Source organism: Streptococcus shenyangsis (assembly GCF_006385785.1).
GTDB classification, from domain to species: domain Bacteria; phylum Bacillota; class Bacilli; order Lactobacillales; family Streptococcaceae; genus Streptococcus; species Streptococcus shenyangsis.
Genome location: NZ_VFSH01000003.1, coordinates 124,679 through 147,840, shown reverse-complemented (window position 1 = coordinate 147,840; position 23,162 = coordinate 124,679). Strand labels below are relative to the sequence as shown.

Below are 23,162 nucleotides of genomic sequence, written 5' to 3'. Positions count from 1 at the left end.
GAAATCTTCTGTGTTATACTAGAGATATGTTAGATTTGAAAGAATACGGTATCGTCATGTGGTCGGAGGAAAAGATCATTTCTTTCCGTGAGAAACTTCTTAGTTGGTATGATGAAAACAAAAGAGATTTACCGTGGCGCAGAAGTAAAAATCCTTATCATATCTGGGTGTCTGAAATCATGCTCCAGCAGACCAGGGTGGATACGGTTATTCCCTATTATAAACGATTCTTGGAATGGTTTCCGACCGTGGAAAGTTTGGCAACTGCACCTGAAGAAGGTTTGTTGAAGGCTTGGGAAGGTTTGGGCTATTATTCTCGAGTTCGTAATATGCAGGCTGCTGCTCAACAGATTATGGCTGATTTTGGTGGTCAATTTCCAAACACCTATGAAGGAATTTCCAGCCTGAAAGGAATTGGACCTTACACAGCAGGAGCCATTTCCAGTATTGCTTTTAACTTGCCTGAGCCAGCTGTAGATGGTAATGTCATGCGGGTCTTGGCGCGTCTATTTGAAGTTAATCACGATATTGGGATTCCAAGTAATCGCAAAATTTTTCAGGCAATGATGGAAATTCTGATTGACCCAGAACGGCCAGGTGACTTTAATCAAGCCTTGATGGACTTAGGATCTGATATTGAGGCTCCTGTAAATCCTAGGCCAGAAGAGAGTCCAGTGAAGGATTTTAGTGCGGCATATCAGAATGGAAGCATGGACCGTTATCCAATTAAGGCTCCAAAGAAAAAGCCTGTTCCTATTTATCTTAAAGCCTTGGTGGTCAAAAATACTCAGGGGCAATTTTTACTTGAAAAAAATGAAAGTGAAAAGCTATTGGCAGGTTTTTGGCATTTCCCCTTGATAGAAGTTGATAACTTTTCGCAAGAAGAACAGTTTGACCTCTTTCATCAGGTTGCGGAAGAAAACGTGAACTTTGGTCCAAGTCCAGAAGAGAGTTTCCAGCAGGACTATGACTTAGAAGTTGATTGGCTTGATGTTTATTTTGAGACTGTCAAGCATGTCTTTAGTCATCGCAAGTGGCATGTTCAAATTGTAGCAGGTCAGGTAAGTGACTTCCATGACTTTTCAGATAGGGAAGTTCGCTGGCTTTCACCAGAAGAGTTTAAGAATTATCCACTTGCCAAACCCCAACAAAAAATCTGGCAGGCTTATGCAAAAGCCAATATAGACAGTAGCAAAGACTAGCTATTGTGTCTTCTTGTTATTTTTTTGGTATAATAGTAGAGAAAAAGGTGAACATATGAAAAAAATATTAATTGTAGATGATGAAAAACCAATCTCGGATATTATCAAGTTTAATATGACCAAGGAAGGTTACGAAGTTGTAACTGCTTTTAACGGTCGTGAAGCGCTAGAGCAATTTGAAGCATCAAATCCAGATATTATTATTCTGGATTTGATGCTTCCAGAAATTGATGGCTTAGAAGTTGCGAAGACTATTCGCAAGACCAGTAGTGTGCCTATTATCATGCTTTCAGCTAAGGATAGCGAATTTGACAAGGTTATCGGTTTAGAGCTTGGGGCGGATGACTATGTGACAAAACCCTTCTCGAATCGTGAGTTGCAGGCGCGTGTTAAAGCACTTCTGCGTCGTTCTCAGCCTATGCCAGTAGATGAGCAGGAAGGAGACAGCAAACCTCAGCCTATCCAAATTGGAGATTTAGAAATTGTTCCAGATGCCTATGTTGCTAAGAAATACGGTGAAGAACTAGACTTAACCCACCGTGAATTTGAACTCTTGTACCACTTGGCTTCTCATATCGGTCAAGTGATTACACGTGAACACTTGCTTGAAACGGTCTGGGGTTACGATTATTTCGGAGATGTTCGAACAGTCGACGTAACTATTAGACGTTTGCGTGAGAAGATTGAAGACACACCAAGCCGTCCTGAGTATATTCTAACACGTCGTGGTGTTGGTTATTATATGAGAAATAATGATTAAACTAATTAAAGACACAGTTTTAACTAGTGATTTTATCTTTGTCCTCATTCTACTTGGCTTTATTTTAGTCGTGACCTTGCTTTTACTAGAAAATCGTCGGGATAATATTCGGTTGAAGAAAATCAATCAAAAGGTAAAGGATTTAATTGCAGGAGATTATTCTCGAGTATTGGATTTACAGGGAAGTTCTGAAATTACAAATATTACTAATAATCTCAATGATATGTCAGAAGTGATTCGACTGACTCAAGAAAATCTTGAACAAGAAACTAAGAGACTAAATAGTATTCTGTCTTACATGACTGACGGAGTCCTTGCAACCAATCGTCGTGGCAAGATTACCATGATTAATGACATGGCTAAGAAACAGCTAGGTGTTCAGAAAGAAGATGTTCTTAATAAAAGCATTTTAGAATTGCTTAAGATTGCAGATGAGTATGAACTTCGCGATTTGATCACCCAGATTCCTGAGCTTATGATTGATTCTCAGGATGGTAATGGTGAATATCTGAGTCTTCGTGTACGTTTTGCTTTAATCCGTCGTGAGTCCGGCTTTATCTCTGGTCTGGTTGCTGTTTTACACGATACGACGGAGCAGGAGAAGGAAGAGCGCGAACGGAGGCTCTTTGTTTCCAACGTTAGTCATGAGCTACGTACTCCTCTAACTAGTGTGAAATCTTATCTTGAAGCCTTGGATGAAGGAGCATTATCAGAACCTGTTGCACCAGACTTTATCAAGGTCTCTCTAGACGAAACTAACCGTATGATGCGGATGGTGACAGACCTTCTCCATCTTTCACGTATTGATAATGCAACCAGTCATTTGGATGTAGAGCTGATTAATTTCACTGCTTTTATTACCTTTATTCTTAACCGTTTTGATAAGATGAGGGGACCAGATGAAGAGAAGAAATATGATTTGGTAAGGGATTATCCGATTACTTCAGTCTGGATAGAGATTGATACAGATAAAATGACACAGGTGATTGACAACATTCTTAACAATGCTATTAAGTATTCTCCAGATGGTGGGAAAATTACAGTGACCATGAAGACAACCGATGATCAGATGATTTTATCCATCTCAGACCAAGGATTGGGTATTCCTAAGCAGGATTTACCACGTATCTTTGACCGTTTTTATCGTGTGGATCGCGCTAGAAGTCGTGCCCAAGGTGGTACGGGTCTAGGACTAGCAATTGCTAAAGAAATTGTCAAACAACATGAGGGCTTTATTTGGGCTAAGAGTGAATACGGTAAGGGATCAACCTTCACCATTGTGCTCCCTTATGATAAGGATGCAGTGAAAGAAGAAGTATGGGAGGATGAAGTAGAAGACTAGAATGAGTGAAACAGGCTTTAAATACAGTATTTTAGCGTCGGGTTCCAGTGGCAATTCCTTTTATCTGGAAACTCCAAAAAAGAAACTTTTAGTGGATGCCGGCTTGTCTGGGAAAAAAATTACCAGCCTACTTGCTGAAATTAATCGCAAGCCAGAAGATTTGGATGCCATCCTGATTACGCATGAGCATTCTGACCATATTCATGGAGTAGGTGTTTTGGCTCGTAAGTATGGTATGGATTTGTATGCCAATGAAAAGACCTGGCAGGCTATGGAAAACAGCAAGTATCTTGGCAAGGTGGATTCTTCGCAAAAGCATATCTTTGAAATGGGCAAAACCAAAACCTTTGGAGATATCGACATCGAGAGTTTTGGTGTTAGCCATGACGCAGTCGCACCGCAGTTCTATCGCTTTATGAAGGATGACAAGAGTTTTGTCATGCTGACTGATACAGGTTATGTTAGTGATCGTATGGCTGGCATTGTTGAAAATGCGGATGGCTATCTCATAGAATCTAATCATGATGTGGAGATTTTGCGAGCAGGTTCTTACGCTTGGCGACTCAAACAACGAATCCTATCGGATCTTGGTCACCTTTCTAATGAGGATGGTGCTGAAGCTATGATTCGGACCTTAGGAAACCGCACTAAGAAGATCTACCTTGGGCATTTATCTAAGGAGAACAATATCAAGGAACTGGCTCATATGACCATGGTCAATCAGCTGGCGCAAGCTGATCTAGGTGTAGGAGTAGACTTTAAGGTTTACGATACCTCACCAGATACCGCAACACCATTGACTGAGATATAAAAAGAAGGCTCTTTGTCAACTGTAGAGGTGCAGATAAGCTAAACTCAAGAAAGGACAAATTTCGTCCTTTCTTTTTTATTATGTGACTTTCAGTCCGTCTCGCTCCGTTAGGTGCGAGACAAAAAAACCACCCGCTATGCGGGTGCGCGTCGAAGGTTATACCCAAAAAACTCCAAACGCGATACAATAAAGGTGTTCAAGGCAATTGTAAAGCGAAAGAGTCAAAAATATGGCACAAAAGGCTCATAGTTTATCACACACAAAGTGGCACTGTTCTATCACATTATGCTCAACCCTAAGTATAGACGAAAAGTCATCTATAATCAATATAGAAGTAGTTTAGGCGAAATATTTCATCGCTTGTGTAGTTATAAAGGAGTTGAAATTATCGAGGGTCACTTAATGCCAGACCATGTGCATATGTTAGTAAGTATTCCACCAAGGATAAGTGTTTCGAGTTTCATGGGTTATTTAAAAGGAAAAAGTGCGCTCATGATGTTTGATAAACACGCCAATCTCAAGTACAAGTTTGTGAATCGGCATTTCTGGGCGGAAGGTTATTATATGAGTACGGTGGGACTCAATGAAGCTACAATTAAGAAAAATATCCAAGATTAAAGAAATGGTCCAGTGGATGATTTCTTCACGAGTATGAAAATTTGAGAACGAGTAAAGCATGATATAGCACTAGATAAATTAAGTGTAAAAGAGTATGAGGATCCCTTTAGGGATAGTGGTAAGTGATACTAAAGCCTCTTTAAGAGGCAAGTGACGAGTCAAGAGCAATAAGGCTTGAACAAAGTGAAAGCCAGCGTCTTTAGGCGCTGGCTGGTAATTTGGGCTTATAGCCCTGGAACAAATCACCCGTTTGACGGGTGGTCATGATTTGAAAAAAAACATGTGTGACATGTTTTTCTACCACCCAATCTAAGGTATTGTGAAGAGCTACAGTATAGTAGATTGAAATAGAATCTAAACAAATTGATTAAGAAATTTAAAGTAATTTCTAAAAATATTTTAGAAGCGATATTGTGCAATTCTAGATTCAATCTACTATAAAGACCACGGATTTGTATTGTTCATCTTTATTATAAGGTAAACTTCAAGGTGAACTTCTTTTTCTATCATGAGTTAGCAGGCTCTACCTGCTTGAAGTTTTTTATAGACTTTTCTTTTTGAAAACTGTCAGTCCACTTATATTAAAAATTACAATAACAGCTAAAGTAACTATAAGTGTATAGAAAATGGATTCACTATTAGCAGTCATTGCATAGAAAAACTGCAATGATAAATATGGCAAAATTTTGATATTTGGGAAGATGAGCATTGGCATAGAAAGTAAGATAGAGCTGACCAAATAACCAATAAATACCGCAAGATAAGAATGACTAACATAGAGAATGAAGGAAACAATGGAAAGCCAAGCAAGGAGGCAAAGGAATTGAAGGAAAATGGTTACCAGTAGATTGCCAATAAAGCCATCAGGCATAGTTCCAAATCCATTTAAGATAGTTGCTGGAATAAATGCAATCACAAGACAGATGATGACTTGCAAAAGTGCAATACAAGTCAATACAAAGGCTTTGGCAAGGAAAAACTCGGTACGAGAAACACCCACTGTTAAATTATTTTTATAGAGTTTACCGATTAAATCAACTCCAAGAACGAGGCAGGCTAGGATGATACAGAGAAAAACGAGGTTTGAACCTTGACTAGAAGCGTTAATAAGTGCTTGTACACCGTCCCAACCATGGGTTGGAATTTCTGGTTCTTCTGTCTGGATTGCCATCAGATGACCAGTAGCTCCTATACTTGCACCCATTAGCATGAGAGCAAAGAGAATGAATTCTGTAATCCAAAAACCTTTGGAACGGAAAAGACGGTAAAAGTCTGCTTGAATGGTATGTATCATGATTTTCCTCCTATTGGACCAATTGAGTGAAGTATTCTTCTAGGTTTTGACGGGCATAGTAAATCTCGTCAATGGCGACATCTGCCAAGGTTAATTCCTTAAGAATCTGTTTGACATCTTGTTCCTGACCAAAGATATGGATTTCATTTTCTGGATTCACAACCTTGAACTGGAGCTGGATTTGTTCTTTCAATACTTGACAAGCTTTCTCTTGGTCAGCTGTCTTAAGAACAATGTAATCCTCGCTTAGTGTTTCAAATTCAGCTTTGCTGATTTCACGGATAATCTTGCCTTGATCTAATATTCCAAAGCGATTAGCTACGAGGTAGAGTTCTGACAAGATATGACTAGAGATGAGAATGGTTATCCCTTTTTCTTGATTGAGCCGTTGAATCATCAGACGAAATTCTTTGATACCGATTGGGTCGAGACCATTGATAGGTTCATCTAAGATCAGGAAGTCTGGTTTAGATAGGAGGGCAATGGCGATACCAAGTCTTTGTTTCATTCCTAGCGAGAAATCACGAAAGACTTTTTTACCTGTATCTGACAAGCCTACATAGTCCAGCGTTTCTCGAATGACTTGATCAGCATTTGGAACATGACGAATCATACAGTAATATTTCAGGTTTTGATAGGCTGTTAAGTGATTATGAGCTACAGGTGATTCGATAACTGAACCTACTCGAGATAGAGACTTGCTCCATTCATTTTCCGAATGGCTAGAGAAGAGGGAAACTGTTCCTTTATCCGCAAAGAGTAGTTGCGTAATGATTTTTATCAAAGTGGTCTTCCCAGCTCCGTTCTTCCCGATAAGTCCATAAATATCTCCCTCTCTTATCGTTAGATGAAGATCCTGAAGGATAGCTTGTTTGTCGAAGTTTTTGGACAATCCATGAATGTCAAGTACTGTTTTCATGATTCTCTCCTTTTGATTTATTTTGATAACTTTAGTATAAAGCATAGAAATCAAAGAAAGCTCAAGGATTTCTAAAGAGTTTCTAAAGTTTTAGGAATTCTTAAATATCAAAACCCAGTTGATATGAACTGGGCTTTTTTACTATAAAATATATTTCTCAATGGCACGCGCAACGCCGTCTTCTTCGTTGCTTGCTGTAACGACATCCGCAAGAGATTTGACATAATCGCTGGCATTTCCCATTGCAATTCCAAGCCCTGCAAACTGGAGCATTTCAATATCGTTATTGGCATCGCCCATAGCCATGGTTTCTGATGGATCAATTTTCAAAATATCTGCTAGTCGAGAAAGAGCGGTAGCCTTTGTCGTACCAAGTGGCATGGCTTCATAAATGACAGGCTGCGAACGAACGCCACTAAATCGTTGGCAGAGTTCCCCAGCAAAACGCTGCTCAAAATCATCTGTTTGCTCTTTTGTCCCCAAAAACATCCCTTGGAACATACGGTACTTGCCACTAGTCGCTTCCTCAAGAGAAATTTCAGTCAGGTCTGAGAAGACTAGGTCGGCATCATTTTGGATGACTTGATTGGGTTTGCCACCGAGGACAAAATAATGTTCCTCATCAAAAAGAGTCAACTGAACATCACTTTTTTCAGCTAGATCATAGAGGTATTCGATGTCTGCTGAACTGAGTTCTTGCCAATCAACCAAACTCCAATCGCTAGTCTGGTGGGTTGAGCAACCGTTGTTAACAATCACATACTCATTCTGGAGATCAAGCCCCAATTTTTTATAGTAGGGGAGGACACCGAAAAGCGGGCGACCCGTACAAAGAACCAGTTTGACACCTTTTTCAATGGCTTGGTGAATAGCAGTAATGTGAGCTTGTGGGATTTCCTTGGCTTCATTGAGGAGGGTTCCGTCCATATCCAAGGCTAGTAGTTTAATCATAAGACTTCCTTTTCTAGGTGTTTTGCTTTTATTATAGCATATAGAACATAAAATGTCTGACAGAATTGTAACATTCAAGCTCCCTTTTCTTGAAAAATAAAATAAGTTATCTTATAATATGTATACTTAATATTTAAGGAAAAATAATGTCAAAGTATCACTTTAATTCAATTTACAAGAATGATGAAACAGAGTCCACAGGTCTTCTTTTCATCAAAGTCTACAACAAGTGGGAAAGTAATTTAAAAAGAGTTTTAAAATCAGTTGGTCTTACTTTGCCCCAATTTATCGTTTTGACTTCGCTCTTATTTCTGACGAATAGAGAGGAATATGTAACACAAGTTGATATTGCTCGTTTCACAGGTATGGATGTCATGACGGTTTCTCAGATTGTCCGGTTACTAGAGAAGAAAGACTACATTAGACGCGATCAACATCCAAAGGATAGTCGAGCCAAACTGGTTTTAGTGACGAAGTCTGGTGTGGAGAAGGTCAATCAAGCTTTACCCTTAGTAGAAGGGGTTGATGAAGAATTTTTTGAAAAACTTTCTAACGATAGAGAAAGTTTTAATCGCATGTTAGTAGAGTTGGAGGATAAAAATGCCTAGATATTGGGTCGGAATTGTTTCAAAGAATCATGTTTTAAGAGGAGTTGAGGGGAATTTTTGCCAGGTCTGTCATGGAAAGGGCGGCCCCTTAAACCGTATGAAAAAAGGCGATTATCTTTTATACTATAGCCCCAAATACGATATGAATGGTCAAGATAAGTTACAGGCTTTTGTGGCCGTAGGTAAAATTATAGATGACAAAGCCTATCAAGTAGAGCAGTTTGAAGGATTCTTTCCCTTTAGACGAAATGTCGAGTATTATCTACCAGTCAAAGATTGCTCCATAGAAATAGCCAGACAACATCCTGAATGGAAAAACTATACTTCTAGGCTTCGTTATGGGCATTTTGAAGTTTCCAAAGACTTTTTCCTATATATATTTCATCATATGAAAGTGGATGACGAAGCTTGATTGATTTGCTAGTTAAATGATTGTCAACAAGAATTTTGGATTTGGACAGTGAAGCGAACTTTGCTATAATAGAGTAAGAAACTTTGAGAAACCAAACGAGGCTGAGATGAAATTACTGTATACTGATATTCGGACTTCTTTGACAGAAATCTTGACCAGAGAGGCGGAAGAGCTGGTTGCTGCTGGCAAGCGGGTTTTCTACATCGCTCCTAACTCTCTTTCATTTGAAAAGGAATGTGCCGTGCTGGAATGCTTGTCCCAGCAGGCTTCTTTTGCTATTACCGTTACGCGCTTTGCTCAAATGGCTCGTTACCTGGTTTTAAATGACTTGCCTACAAAGACCAGTCTTGATGATATTGGCCTTGGGATGGTCTTTTACAGATGTCTTGCCGAACTTGATCCTAAGGATTTACGTGTTTATGGAGCTATCAAGCAGGATCCTCAATTTATCCAGCAGTTGATTGATCTTTACCACGAGATGACCAAAGCTCAGATGAGTTTTTTGGACTTGGAGAGTTTGACGGATGAGGACAAGAGAGCCGATTTACTCTTGATTTTTGAGAAAGTAACTGCTTATCTCAATCAAGGCCAGTTGGCTCAGGGAAGTCAGTTGTCCCATTTGATTGAGGTTATTGAGAATGACAAAGTTAGTAGTGATTTCACTCAAATCGCCTTGGTTATTGATGGATTTACCCGTTTTTCTGCTGAGGAAGAGCGGATTGTGGACTTACTTCATGGCAAGGGTGTTGAGATTGTTATCGGGGTTTATGCTAGTAAGAAAGCCTATACCAGTCCTTTTAGCGAGGGTAATCTCTACCAAGCCAGTGTGGACTTTCTCCATCATCTATTCTCTAAATACCAAACTCCTGCCCAGGATTATTCTCAAACTCAGGAGCAGATGGATAGTTTTGACAAGGCCTCTCGTTTATTGGAATCGTCCTATGACTTCTCAGAACTTTCCTTAGAAATCGATGATAAGGACCGTGAAAACTTACAAATCTGGTCTTGTTTGACTCAAAAGGAAGAGTTGGAGTTGGTAGCCCGTAGCATCCGTCAGAAATTACATGCCAATCCAGATCTGAGTTACAAGCATTTTCGTATTCTCTTGGGCGATGTAACTTCTTACCAGTTATCGCTGAAAACCATTTTTGACCAGTATCAGATTCCTTTCTATCTTGGTAGAAGCGAATCCATGGCGCATCATCCCTTGACACAGTTTGTCGAGTCTATCTTGGCTTTAAAACGCTACCGTTTTCGTCAGGAGGATTTGATTAACCTTCTCAGAACAGGTTTGTATACGGACCTTAGTCAAGCTGAAATTGATGCTTTTGAGCAATATATCCGCTATCTTGGTATCAATGGCTTGACAGCCTTTCAGCAAACCTTTACCAAATCCCACCATGGAAAATTTAATTTAGAGCAATTAAATGCTCTTCGTCTGCGTATTTTAACACCTCTTGAGACTCTTTTTGCTAGCCGAAAACAAAAGGCTGAAAATCTCTTGCAAAAGTGGAAGGTCTTTCTAAAAGAAGGAGCGGTGCCCAAGCAGTTGCAAGATTTGACAGCTACCATGGAAGTCCTAGAACAAGAAAGACAAGCAGAAGTTTGGAAGACATTCTGTCATGTTTTAGAACAATTTGCGACTGTTTTTGCTGGATCACAGGTTAATCTTGAGGATTTCCTAGCCTTGCTCCATTCTGGAATGAGCCTATCTCAGTATCGCACCATTCCAGCAACAGTGGACACCGTTTTGGTGCAGAGTTATGATTTGATTGCTCCTCTGACAGCTGACTTTGTCTACGCCATTGGGCTGACGCAGGATCATTTACCAAAAATAGCGCAAAACACCAGTCTTTTGACTGATGAAGAAAGACAAAACCTAAACCAAGCGACCGAAGAAGGCGTTCAATTGCTGATTGCCAGCAGTGAAAATCTCAAAAAAAATCGCTATACTATGCTTTCCTTGGTCAATTCTGCTCGTAAAGAGTTGGTCTTGTCGGCTCCAAGCCTTTTTAATGAAAGTGAAAGTAAGGAATCTGCCTATCTTCAAGAGCTGGTCCATTTTGGATTTAGTCGGAAAGAGAAGAGGATGAATCATAAAGGGCTGTCTAAGGAAGATATGGGCTCATATCACAGTCTTTTGTCTAGTCTGGTTGCCTATCACCAGCAGGGCGAGACAAGTGATAGTGAGCAAGATTTGACCTTTGTCAAGGTTCTGGCGCGTGTAATGGGTAAAAAACTAGACCAGCAAGGTTTGGAAAATCCAGCCCTCCTAACCAGTCCAAGTAGCAAGCAGTTGGCTAAGGACACCTTACAAGCTCTCTATCCTGCTGATCAAGAGTTTTACCTATCTACCTCTGGTTTGACAGAGTTTTACCGTAACCAATACAGTTATTTCCTCCGTTATGTTCTAGGCTTGCAGGAGGAATTACGCCTACGTCCTGATGCCCGTAGTCACGGGAATTTCTTGCACCGCATTTTTGAACGTGCCTTGCAGTTGCCTGACGAAGATTCCTTTGACCAACGTTTGGAACAAGCTATCCAAGAAACCAGTCAGGAACGGGAATTTGAAGCTATTTATCAGGAAAGTTTGGAAGCCCAGTTTACCAAGGAAGTTTTGCTTGATGTTGCACGGACGACTGGACATATTCTCCGACACAATCCAGCCATCGAAACCATCAAAGAAGAGGCGAACTTCGGGGGTAAAGAGCAGGCCTTTATTCAATTGGATAATGGGCGCAGTGTCTTTGTACGAGGTAAGGTTGACCGCATTGACCGATTGAAAGCTGATGGGGCGATAGGAGTAGTAGACTACAAATCCAGTCTGACTCAGTTCCAGTTTCCTCATTTCTTTAATGGTCTTAATTCCCAGTTGCCAACTTATCTAGCTGCCTTAAAAAGAGAAGGGGAGCAGAACTTTTTCGGTGCCATGTACTTAGAAATGGCTGAGCCTGTCCAATCTCTGATGGCCGTTAAAAGTCTGGCAGGTGCAGTAGTAGAAGCCAGCAAGTCTATGAAATACCAAGGACTCTTTTTAGAAAAAGAAAGCAGTCATTTGGGCGAATTTTACAACAAAAACAAAGCTAACCAGCTAACAGATGAGGAATTCCAGCTCCTACTGGACTACAATGCCCATCTGTACAAGAAGGCAGCTGAGAAGATTTTAGAAGGTCAGTTCGCCATTAACCCTTATACTGAAAATGGCAGAAGTATTGCACCGTATGTTCAGCAACACCAAGCCATCACAGGCTTTGAAGCCAATTATCACTTGGGTCAAGCTCGTTTCCTAGAAAAGTTGGACTTGGCTGACGGCAAGCGTCTGGTCGGAGAAAAACTCAAGCAAGCTTGGTTTGAAAAAATAAGAGAGGAGTTGAATCGATGAAGCGTATTCCCTTTTTAACTGAGGAGGAGATTCAAAAACTGCAAGAAGTAGAAGCAAATTCGAGCAAGGAACAAAAGAAAACTGCCGAGCAAATCGAAGCTATCTACACTTCTGGTCAGAATATCCTGGTTTCAGCATCGGCTGGTTCTGGTAAAACCTTTGTCATGGCCGAGCGTATTCTGGATCAGTTAGCGCGTGGTGTCGAAATTTCTCAACTCTTTATCTCAACCTTTACCGTCAAGGCTGCGACTGAACTTAAAGAACGTTTGGAGAAAAAAATCAGCCAACAAATCCAAGAAAGCGATGACGTTGACCTCAAACAACACTTGGGTCGTCAGTTGGCAGACATACCCAACGCTGCCATCGGTACCATGGACTCATTTACACAAAAGTTCCTTAGCAAACACGGTTATCTAATTAATATTGCGCCTAATTTCCGTATTTTACAAAACCAAAGCGAGCAACTCCTTCTAAAAAATGAAGTCTTCCATGAGGTCTTTGAAGCCCATTACCAAGGTAAACAAAAAGAGACCTTTAGTCATTTGCTGAAAAATTTTGCTGGGCGTGGCAAGGACGAACGGGGTCTGCGCCAACAGGTCTATAAAATCTATGACTTCCTCCAATCCACCAGCAATCCTCAGAAATGGCTGAGTGAGTCTTTCCTCAAAGGCTTTGAGAAAGCTGATTTTAGCAGTGAAAAAGAAAAACTGACCACACAAATCCAGCAAGCTCTTTGGGACTTGGAAAGTTTCTTCCGTTATCATCTGGATAATGATGCCAAGGAGTTTCCAAAGGCTGCTTATCTAGAAAATGTCCAGTTTATTCTGGATGAAATTGGCTCCTTAAATCAAGAGTCGGATAGTCAGGATTATCAAGCGGTGCTTTCGCGTGTTGTCGCAATTTCGAAAGAGAAAAACGGCCGAGCTCTGACCAATGCGAGTCGTAAGGCTGATCTGAAGCCACTGGCCGATGCCTACAACGAAGAGAGAAAGACCCAGTTTGCTAAACTAGGACAACTGTCAGACCAGATAACCATTCTCGACTATCAAGAACGTTATCATGGAGAGACCTGGGAACTAGCTAAGACTTTCCAAACCTTCATGAGTGATTTTGTGGAAGCTTATCGTCAGCGTAAACGCCAGGAAAATGCCTTTGAATTCGCTGATATCAGCCATTACACCATTGAGATTTTAGAAAATTTCCCGCAAGTTCGTGAAGCTTATCAGGAACGTTTCCACGAAGTCATGGTCGATGAGTATCAAGATACCAATCACATTCAAGAACGGATGTTGGAATTGCTATCTAATGGCAACAATCGCTTTATGGTGGGAGATATCAAGCAATCTATCTATCGTTTTCGTCAGGCAGATCCGCAGATTTTCAATGAGAAATTTCAACGCTATGCGCAAAATCCAAAAGAGGGCAAGCTGATTCTCCTCAAGGAAAATTTCCGTAGTAGTTCAGAAGTGCTGTCAGCAACCAACCATGTCTTTGAACGTCTCATGGACCAAGAGGTCGGCGAAATCAACTATGATAACATGCACCAGCTTGTTTTTGCCAATACTAAACTGACCCCCAATCCAGACAACAAGGCAGAATTTCTCCTCTATGATAAGGACGATACAAGTGAGGAAGAAGATAGTCAAACAGAAACGAAACTAACAGGCGAAATGCGCTTAGTCATCAAGGAGATTCTGAAACTCCACAAGGAACAAGGTGTTGCCTTTAAGGAAATTGCCCTTCTGACCTCTAGTCGCAGTCGTAATGACCAGATTCTCCTCGCCCTGTCTGAGTATGGGATTCCTGTCAAAACTGACGGAGAGCAAAACAATTATCTCCAATCCCTAGAAGTGCAAGTCATGCTAGACACCCTTCGTATCATTCACAATCCTCTTCAAGACTATGCCTTGGTTGCCCTTATGAAGTCTCCAATGTTTGGCTTTGATGAGGACGAGTTAGCACGTTTGTCCCTTCAGAAAGCAGAGGATAAAGTCCAAGAAAATCTCTATGAAAAACTGATCAATGCACAAAAACTGGCAAGTAGTCAAAAAGGCTTGATTCACACGGCTCTAGCTGAGAAACTAAAGCAATTCATGGATATCTTGGCTTCTTGGCGCCTGTATGCCAAAACACACTCCCTCTATGACTTGATTTGGAAGATTTATAACGACCGTTTTTATTATGACTATGTTGGAGCCTTGCCAAATGGTCCTGCTAGACAGGCCAATCTCTATGCCCTAGCACTGCGAGCTGACCAGTTTGAAAAGAGTAATTTCAAGGGCTTGTCACGTTTTATTAGCATGATTGACAAGGTCCTAGAAGCCCAACACGATCTTGCAAGCGTGGCCGTCGCACCGCCAAAAGATGCAGTAGAGCTCATGACCATCCACAAGAGTAAAGGGCTGGAGTTTCCTTACGTCTTTATCCTCAATATGGATCAAGATTTCAACAAGCAAGACTCTATGTCAGAGGTCATTCTCAGCCGTCAGAATGGTCTTGGTGTCAAATACATTGCCAAAATGGAGACAGGAGCAGTGGAAGATCACTATCCTAAAACCATCAAACTCTCCATTCCTAGTCTGACCTATAGACAGAACGAAGAAGAATTACAGCTGGCAAGCTATTCTGAGCAAATGCGTCTACTGTATGTTGCTATGACACGGGCTGAGAAAAAGCTCTATCTTGTCGGTAAAGGTTCTCGTGAAAAGCTGGAAGCCAAAGAATACCCAGCAGCTAAAAATGGAAAACTAAATAGCAACACTAGACTTCAAGCCAAGAATTTCCAAGATTGGATTTGGGCTATCAGTAAAATGTTTGCAAAGGATAATCTCAACTTTAGTTATCGTTTTGTTGGTGAAGATCAGCTGACTAGAGAAGCTATCGGAGAATTGAAAAACAAGAACCCTCTCCAAGATAGCTCCCAAGCAGACAATCGCCAGTCAGAAACCATCAAAGAAGCTCTTGAAATGCTGAAAGAGGTGGAAGTTTATAATACTCTTCACCGCGCAGCCATTGAACTTCCTAGTGTTCAAACCCCAAGTCAAATCAAGAAATTCTACGAACCAGTTATGGGTATGGAAGGTGTCGAGATTGCTGGTCAAGGCCAGTCAGTAGACAAGAAAATTAGCTTTGATCTACCAGATTTTTCAACTAAAGAAAAGGTAACTGGAGCTGAGATTGGTAGTGTTACCCACGAACTCATGCAGAGAATTGACCTCAGTCAGCGACCAACACTTGCTAGCCTGACAGAAACTCTCAAACAAGTTCAAACCAGCACAGCTGTCAGAGACAAGATCGATCTTGCTAAAATTCTTGCATTCTTTGACACAGCACTTGGTCAGGAAATTCTTGCTAATACCAACCATCTCTACCGCGAGCAACCCTTCTCCATGCTCAAACGAGACCAAAAGAGTCAGGAAGACTTCGTTGTCCGTGGTATTCTTGATGGCTATCTACTTTACGAGGATAAAATCGTTCTGTTCGACTATAAGACAGACCGCTATGATGATCCAAGTCAACTCATAGACCGTTATCATGGTCAGTTAGCCCTATACGGAGAGGCTTTGTCTCGAGCCTATTCGATTGAATATATTGAAAAATACTTGATTTTACTTGGTAAAGACGAAGTTCAAGTTGTAAAAGTATAATCTAGAAAGGAGACATCATGACACTTCCAGTTAGAAAATCCCTACACGATGCGGTTTTACAGGCTTCAAAAGCTGATACTTGGGAACAAGCTACCAAGGAATGGAATGAAGTTTCCTTGATTTTTAACGGTATCGGCCGTAGCAATTGTGTCTGTGGGAATGCCATCAAGTACGCCTACGAACTCTTTAATGGTGTCACAGGCCAACGCCTCTTTCCGATTGGTAGCGACTGTGTTCGTCATTTTCATCGATTGACCCTTGACCAGCAACTGGAAGAGGAAGAAAAACTGCTCAGAAAGGTTGAAAATCTGACCAGAAAAGCCCAGAAAAAGGAGAAAATCAAGGTCAATAAAAGTGACTTTGACGAGCGTCTTCTAAAGTGGCTCTGGGAAAAAGGTGTTTTTAAACCCAATCGTGGCAATCAGTTCTCACCTGAGAAAGACTACCAGCTCTTCCTAGAAGTCTTTCAAGGAGGAAGTTGGACCAAGGCGGAGCCAAAGAAAAAGGCTCGGATGGAAGAAGTCCTTGAAAAGTGTATCAAACCCTTTTTACTTGGGAAATCGGATGACCAACTCTACCTTGTCAAACTAGGCAAGGAGAAAATTGACTACGAACAAGAACTCCGTATCCAAGCAGAGAAAGAGCGCAAGAAGAGGGATAAAATCGCCAAGCAGTATGCAGACAATCTGGTTCTAGCAATGGGACCAGCAGAGCGTGCCTATCAAGATTACTTTGGCTTTACAGAAACCCTAACCCAAGAAGAACGCAAGTGGGAGAAAATTCTTTTTGGTAAAAATAGAACAGAAAGGGCTATCAAGGCCAAACAATACCAAAAAGAGCTGGAAAAAGACCAACGAATTGCTGCTCAGGATCCAAGTGAAAGAAAGCAGAAGCAGACCTGGCTCCTCAATTCCTATTTTCGTGAGCTTCCTGAAGAAAAATCCCGATTTGCTCGACTCTTATTAGAATATCGAAAAAGTGGAGAAGTCCCCTTTTCAACTGAATACCTATCCGACCATCTGCTCGACTTTTTCTATAAAATGAAAGCCTTTGAGTTTGAAATCGCACCAGAACAAGTCCGAGATTTTCTAAAAGAAAGTCTCCAGACAGATCATCTCTCCTCAGCACAAGAAAGCTGGATAGAAGGAATTCTCCTCAACTGCCTCAAACCATTTTTAGAACGATTAGTGATATAAGTAGCACCTACCGTGGAAATTTCATGGTAGGTTACATTTTATCCAAAAAGAGAAAATAGGAAATTGCAAACATTATTGCTTGGTATTTTATATATAAAACAAAGTATGAAAACGTAACGCAATTTTAAGACTTTTTGGTAAATTAAGAGTATAATTAAAGTATGTTACCTTTTTATAAGATAACAAGCTAATATAATAAAGTTTGCCTTACATATTTTTAAATTTTATTTCAAGGAGGAATAATGGAAAAGTATTTTGGTGAAAAACAGCAGCGTTTTTCATTTAGAAAATTATCAGTAGGACTTGTATCTGCAACGATTTCAAGTTTATTTTTTGTGTCTGTATTAGCTAGTTCAGCTGTAGAAGCTCAAGAGACTAAAGGTGTTCACTATAAATATGTGACAGAGTCAGAACTATCATCAGAAGAAAAGAAGCAGCTTGTCTATGATATTCCGACATACGTGGAGAATGATGATGAGACTTATTATCTTGTTTATAAATTAAATTCCCAGAATCAATTGGGGGAATTGCCAAATACTGGAAGCAAGAATGAGATGCAAGCCTTAGTTGCTGGTGCTAGCTTAGCAGCTCTGGGAATTTTAATTTTTGCCGTTTCTAAGAAAAAAGTTAAGAATAAAACAGTATTACATTTAGTATTGGTTGCAGGAATAGGAAATGGTGTCTTAGTTTCAGCTCATGCTTTAGAAAATAATCTCTTACTGAATTACAATACTGACTATGAATTAATCTCAGGAGAAAAATTACCTCTTCCTAAAGATATTTCAGGTTACAGATATGTTGGATATATCAAAGAGGGAAACATAACTTCTGAATCTAAAGTAAGTAATCAAGAGAAATCAGTAGCTACTCCTAAAAATCAACAAAAGGTGGATTATAGTGTTACACCGAATTTTGTCGAGAATCCATCAACAGTACAAGCTATGCAGGAACAAACATCTGTTTCTTCAACTAAGCCGACAGAAGTTCAAGTAGTTGAAAAAACTCTCTCTGCAGAATTAACCAATCCAAGAAAAGAAGAGAAACAATCTTCAAATTCTGCCGTTGTAAGCGCAAAAGGCGAACCTGCAACCCAATCTGCCTTACCAGAAGCAGTTGTAACCGACAAAGGGGAGCCTGCAGTTCAACCAGAGTTTCCCGAAGCTGTAGTAACTGACAAAGGTGAACCTGCAGTCCAACCCGTCTTACCAGAGGCTGTAGTAAGTGACAAAGGTGAACCTGCAGTTCAGCCAAAGTTACCAGAAGCAGTTGTAACCGACAAAGGGGAGCCTGCAGTTCAAGCAGAGTTGCCAGAAGCTGTTATAACCGATAAAGGGGAACCTGCAACCCAATCTGCCTTACCAGAAGCTGTAGTAAGTGACAAAGGCGAGCCTGCAGTCCAACCTGCGTTACCAGAAGCAGTTGTAACCGACAAAGGGGAGCCTGCAGTTCAACCAGAGTTGCCAGAAGCTGTTGTAACTGACAAAGGTGAACCTGCAGTCCAACCCGTCTTACCAGAGGCTGTAGTAAGTGACAAAGGTGAACCTGCAGTTCAGCCAAAGTTACCAGAAGCAGTTGTAACCGACAAAGGGGAGCCTGCAGTTCAAGCAGAGTTGCCAGAAGCTGTTATAACCGATAAAGGGGAACCTGCAACCCAATCTGCCTTACCAGAAGCTGTAGTAAGTGACAAAGGCGAGCCTGCAGTCCAACCTGCGTTACCAGAAGCAGTTGTAAGCGCCAAAGGTGAGTCGGAAGTTCAACCTGAATTACCAGAAGCAGTTGTAACCGACAAAGGGGAGCCTGCAGTTCAACCAGAGTTGCCAGAAGCTGTTGTAACCGATAAAGGTGAACCTGCAGTTCAGCCAGAGTTACCAGAAGCAGTTGTAACCGACAAAGGGGAGCCTGCAGTTCAACCAGAGTTTCCCGAAGCTGTAGTAACTGACAAAGGTGAACCTGCAGTCCAACCCGTCTTACCAGAGGCTGTAGTAACCGACAAAGGCGAACCAGAGATTCACCCAGCGTTACCAGAAGCGGTTGTAACTGACAAAGGTGAGCCGGAACAGGTAGATCCACTTCCTGAATATAAGGGGAATATTGAGCAATTAAAACCTGAAACTCCGATTGAGAAGCCGAAAGAAACAGATCCAGAAAAAACACTCGAATTAAGAAATGTTTCGGATATTGAGTTGTACAGCCAGACGAATGGGAATTATAAACAACATATCTCATTGGATGGAATTCCAAAGAATACGGATAATTACTTTGTCAAGGTAAAATCTTCGGCATTTAAAGATGTCTATCTACCAGTCGCTTCAATTACTGAAGAGGAAAGAAATGGTCAGCCAGTTTATAAAATTACAGCTAAGGCTGAGAAACTCCAGCAAGAGCAGAACAATAAATATGTCGACCATTTCACCTTCTACCTCGATAAGAAGTCTAAAGAGGAAAATACAAACTTTACTTCCTTTAGTAATCTGGTCAAAGCTATAAACCAAAATCTCTCTGGAACCTATCATTTAGCAGCTAGCCTGAATGCTAACGAAGTGGAGCTTGGTCCTGATGATAAATCCTATATCAAGGGAACCTTTACTGGTCATTTGATTGGAGAAAAAGATGGTAAGAAGTATGCTATCTATAATTTGAAAAAACCTCTGTTTGAAAACTTGAGTGGTGCTACAGTAGAAAAACTAAGTCTAAAAAATGTTGCTATTTCAGGGAAAAATGATATTGGTTCACTGGCAAATGAAGCTCAGAATAACACAAAGATTAAACAAGTTCATGTCGATGGTGTTCTGGCTGGAGAACGTGGTATCGGTGGATTGCTTGCTAAGGCAGACCAATCAAGCATCGCAGAGAGCAGTTTCAAGGGAAGAATTGTCAATACCTATGAAACAACTGCTGCCTATAATATCGGTGGTCTGATCGGTCATTTGACAGGAAGCAAATCTTCACTGACTAAGTCAAAAGCGACAGTAGCCATTTCATCCAACACCAATAGTTCAGATCAGACTGTTGGTGGGCTAGCAGGTCTAGTAGACCAAGATGCGCATATACAGGATAGCTATGCTGAAGGTGATATCAACAATGTCAAGCACTTTGGTAGAGTTGCGGGTGTGGCTGGATATTTGTGGGATCGAAAGACGAATGAGGAACAGCATGCAGGAAGATTGACCAATGTACTAAGTGATGTCAATGTAACCAACGGGAATGCCATTACCGGTTACCACTACAATGGAATGAAGGTGAAGGACACATTCAGCAGCAAGGCGAACAGAGTATACAATGTCACCTTGGTTAGGGATGAAGTCGTCAGCAAAGAATCCTTTGAAGAAAGAGGAACAATGCTAGATGCTTCTGAAGTGACGAATAAAAAAGCAGAAATCAATCCTCTCACTCCTCCAACAGTGGAGCCCCTTTCAACAAGTGGTAGTAAAGAAAGTGATTTTTCTAAGGTGAAGCATTATCAAGCTAAGCGTGCTTTGGTTTATAAGAACATTGAAAAATTGTTACCTTTCTATAACAAGTCGACCATCGTGAAATACGGAAATCTGGTCAAGGAGAACAGTCTCTTATATCAAAAAGAACTCTTGTCCGCAGTTATGATGAAGGATGACCAAGTAATCACAGATATTGTTTCCAACAAACAGACTGCAAATAAGCTCTTGCTTCACTATCAGGACCATTCATCTGAGAAGCTCGATCTCAAGTACCAGACTGATTTTGCCAAGCTAGCAGAATATAGCTTAGGGGATACAGGACTCCTCTACACTCCAAATCAATTCTTGTATGACCAAGACTCTATCATTAAGCAAGTCTTACCTGACTTACAAAAGGTTGACTATAAGTCGGATGCCATCAGAAAGACACTCGGAATTTCTCCAGATGTCAAGCAAACTGAGCTCTATCTGGAAGACCAGTTCGTCAAAACAAAACAAGATTTGGCAAACAGTTTGAAAAAACTTTTATCAGCAGATGCTGGACTTGCTGGTGACACCCCAGTTACCAGAGGCTATCTTGTAGATAAAATCAAGAACAATAAGGAAGCCTTGCTACTCGGTTTAACTTATTTAGAACGTTGGTATAACTTTAGCTATGGTCAAGTGAATGTCAAAGACCTGGTGATGTATCGTCCAGACTTCTTTGGTAAAGGAAATACTTCACCATTAGATACTCTGATTGAGTTAGGTAAATCTGGCTTTAACAATCTTCTTGCTAAAAACAATGTCGATACTTATGCTATCAGTCTTTCCAGCCATCATGGAACGACAGATTTGTTTAGCACGCTAGAAAATTACCGAAAAGTCTTTTTACCAAACACTAGCAATAATGACTGGTTTAAAAAACAGACCAAAGCTTTCATTGTCGAAGAAAAATCCACTATTGCAGAGGTCAAAGCCAAGCAAGAGCAAGCAGGGACTAAGTATTCTATCGGTGTTTATGACAGAATTACTAGTAGTACTTGGAAATACCGCAATATGGTCTTGCCTCTCCTCACCTTGCCAGAAAGATCTGTATTTGTCATCTCAACCTTGTCTAGCCTAGGATTTGGCGCTTACGATCGCTACCGCAACAGCGATTATAAGGCTGGAGATGAACTCAATAAGTTTGTTGAAGATAATGCACGTGAAACAGCCAAACGTCAGCGAGATCACTATGATTATTGGTATCGTATTTTAGATAAAGAAGGACGTGAAAAGCTCTATCGTACAATTTTACTTTATGATGCCTATAAGTTTGGAGATGATACAACATCTGGAAAAGCTACAGTTGAGGCTCAGTTTGATAGTACTAATCCGGCGATGAAGAATTTCTTTGGTCCAGTGGGGAATAAAGTAGTTCACAATCACCATGGTGCTTATGCAACTGGAGATGGCGTTTACTATATGTCCTATCGTATGTTAGATAAGGATGGAGCTATCACCTATACCCATGAGATGACACATGATTCAGATCAGGATATTTACCTTGGTGGCTATGGTCGAAGAAGTGGCTTAGGACCGGAGTTCTTCGCAAAAGGCTTATTGCAAGCTCCTGATCAACCAAGTGATGCAACCATTACCATCAACTCTATCTTGAAACATAAAACATCAGATAGTACAGAAGGCCAGCGATTGCAAGTACTTGATCCAACTACAAGATTTAATGACGCAGCAGATCTTCAGAACTACGTCCACAATATGTTTGATGTCGTTTACATGTTGGAATATCTCGAAGGGCAATCTATTGTGAAACAGTTAGATGCTTATCAGAAAATGACGGCTCTGAGAAAAATCGAGAATAAATACGTGAAAGATCCTGCAGATGGAAATGAGATTTACGCTACTAACGTTGTACAAAATCTGACAGAAGAAGATGCCAAAAAATTGACTACCTTTGATAGTTTAATTAAAAATAATATCTTGTCAGCTCGTGAATATAAGTCTGGGGAATATGAAAGAAATGGTTACTATACGATTAAACTCTTTGCCCCAATCTATTCGGCTCTGAGCAGTAAGGGAACTCCGGGTGATTTGATGGGACGTAGGATAGCTTATGAACTTTTGGCTGCCAAAGGTTTTAAGGATGGAATGGTACCTTATATCTCAAACCAATACGAGGAAATTGCTAAACAACAAGGGAAAACTATCAATCTTTATGGTAAAGAACGAGGATTGGTGACAGATGATCTTGTTTTGGAAAAGGTATTTGAAGGTAAGTATAAAACTTGGGCAGAATTTAAGACAGCTATGTACCAAGAACGGGTGGGTCAGTTTGGAAACTTGAAAAAGGTGACCTTCAACGATCCAACCAAATCTTGGGCAAGTTTTGCAAGAAAGACGATTCATAGTGTAGAAGAACTGCAACGATTAATGGACGAAGCTGTCCGTAAGGATGCAGATGAGAATCGTTATTCTTGGGACAACTATAATCCAGAATATGATAGTGCAGTTCATAAGTTAAAGAGAGCAGTGTTTAAGGCCTATCTAAATCAAACTGATGATTTTAGAAGTTCAATTTTTGAAAATAAAAAATAGTGTTTACTA

13 protein-coding genes and 1 pseudogene are annotated in these 23,162 nt (G+C 40.6%); 11 read left to right on the top strand and 3 right to left on the bottom strand.

Features of this window, described 5'->3' with window-relative positions; genetic code table 11:
• Positions 1-26 precede the first annotated feature (26 nt).
• From mutY to tnpA, 5 genes and pseudogenes are all read left to right on the top strand, one after another.
• Positions 27-1,202: an A/G-specific adenine glycosylase gene (mutY, locus tag FJR77_RS03460; protein WP_140832699.1), complete on the top strand. Its 1,176-nt coding sequence runs from the start codon at positions 27-29 to the stop codon at positions 1,200-1,202.
• Between the two features lie 55 nt (positions 1,203-1,257).
• Positions 1,258-1,962 carry a response regulator YycF gene (yycF, locus tag FJR77_RS03455; protein WP_140832696.1) on the top strand — a complete coding sequence of 235 codons (705 nt, stop codon included), beginning with the start codon at positions 1,258-1,260 and terminating at the stop codon, positions 1,960-1,962.
• Positions 1,955-3,304 (top strand): cell wall metabolism sensor histidine kinase VicK, encoded by a 1,350-nt coding sequence (gene vicK / locus FJR77_RS03450; protein ID WP_140832694.1) that lies wholly within the window; start codon positions 1,955-1,957, stop codon positions 3,302-3,304. The genes yycF and vicK overlap by 8 nt, the downstream gene beginning before the upstream one ends.
• 1 nt (position 3,305) lies before the next feature.
• Positions 3,306-4,115, top strand: a complete 810-nt coding sequence (locus tag FJR77_RS03445; protein WP_000004965.1) for an MBL fold metallo-hydrolase — start codon at positions 3,306-3,308, stop codon at positions 4,113-4,115.
• Between the two features lie 229 nt (positions 4,116-4,344).
• Positions 4,345-4,859: pseudogene (gene tnpA / locus FJR77_RS03440) on the top strand (IS200/IS605 family transposase).
• Positions 4,860-5,274: 415 nt separating this feature from the next.
• Here tnpA and FJR77_RS03435 read toward each other — a convergent pair.
• The 3 genes from FJR77_RS03435 to FJR77_RS03425 all read right to left on the bottom strand — a co-directional run bounded on the left by FJR77_RS03435 (position 5,275) and on the right by FJR77_RS03425 (position 7,897).
• Positions 5,275-6,027 carry an ABC transporter permease gene (locus FJR77_RS03435; protein WP_140832692.1) on the bottom strand — a complete coding sequence of 251 codons (753 nt, stop codon included), beginning with the start codon at positions 6,025-6,027 and terminating at the stop codon, positions 5,275-5,277.
• Between the two features lie 10 nt (positions 6,028-6,037).
• A complete protein-coding gene (locus FJR77_RS03430) occupies positions 6,038-6,946 on the bottom strand; it encodes an ATP-binding cassette domain-containing protein (protein WP_140832690.1) in 909 nt (302 codons plus the stop codon).
• A 141-nt stretch (positions 6,947-7,087) separates the two neighbouring features.
• Complete coding sequence (locus FJR77_RS03425) at positions 7,088-7,897, bottom strand: Cof-type HAD-IIB family hydrolase (RefSeq protein WP_140832687.1); 810 nt, start codon at positions 7,895-7,897, stop codon at positions 7,088-7,090.
• A gap of 146 nt (positions 7,898-8,043) precedes the next feature.
• Here FJR77_RS03425 and FJR77_RS03420 point away from each other — a divergent pair, with 146 nt between their 5' ends.
• The 6 genes from FJR77_RS03420 to FJR77_RS03395 all read left to right on the top strand — a co-directional run bounded on the left by FJR77_RS03420 (position 8,044) and on the right by FJR77_RS03395 (position 23,153).
• Positions 8,044-8,505: a MarR family winged helix-turn-helix transcriptional regulator gene (locus tag FJR77_RS03420; RefSeq protein ID WP_140832685.1), complete on the top strand. Its 462-nt coding sequence runs from the start codon at positions 8,044-8,046 to the stop codon at positions 8,503-8,505.
• Positions 8,498-8,917 carry an EVE domain-containing protein gene (locus FJR77_RS03415; protein WP_140832683.1) on the top strand — a complete coding sequence of 140 codons (420 nt, stop codon included), beginning with the start codon at positions 8,498-8,500 and terminating at the stop codon, positions 8,915-8,917. Before FJR77_RS03420 ends, FJR77_RS03415 begins: the two co-directional genes overlap by 8 nt.
• A 106-nt stretch (positions 8,918-9,023) precedes the next feature.
• Complete coding sequence (rexB, locus tag FJR77_RS03410) at positions 9,024-12,299, top strand: ATP-dependent nuclease subunit B (protein ID WP_140832681.1); 3,276 nt, start codon at positions 9,024-9,026, stop codon at positions 12,297-12,299.
• Positions 12,296-15,946: a helicase-exonuclease AddAB subunit AddA gene (addA, locus tag FJR77_RS03405; RefSeq protein WP_140832679.1), complete on the top strand. Its 3,651-nt coding sequence runs from the start codon at positions 12,296-12,298 to the stop codon at positions 15,944-15,946. The genes rexB and addA overlap by 4 nt, the downstream gene beginning before the upstream one ends.
• 17 nt (positions 15,947-15,963) lie before the next feature.
• A complete protein-coding gene (locus FJR77_RS03400; RefSeq protein WP_140832677.1) occupies positions 15,964-17,142 on the top strand; it encodes a hypothetical protein in 1,179 nt (392 codons plus the stop codon).
• A 242-nt stretch (positions 17,143-17,384) separates the two neighbouring features.
• The gene (locus tag FJR77_RS03395; protein ID WP_140860051.1) at positions 17,385-23,153 is read left to right on the top strand and encodes a ZmpA/ZmpB/ZmpC family metallo-endopeptidase; all 5,769 of its coding nucleotides are present in this window, start codon (positions 17,385-17,387) and stop codon (positions 23,151-23,153) included.
• Positions 23,154-23,162: the final 9 nt, after the last annotated feature.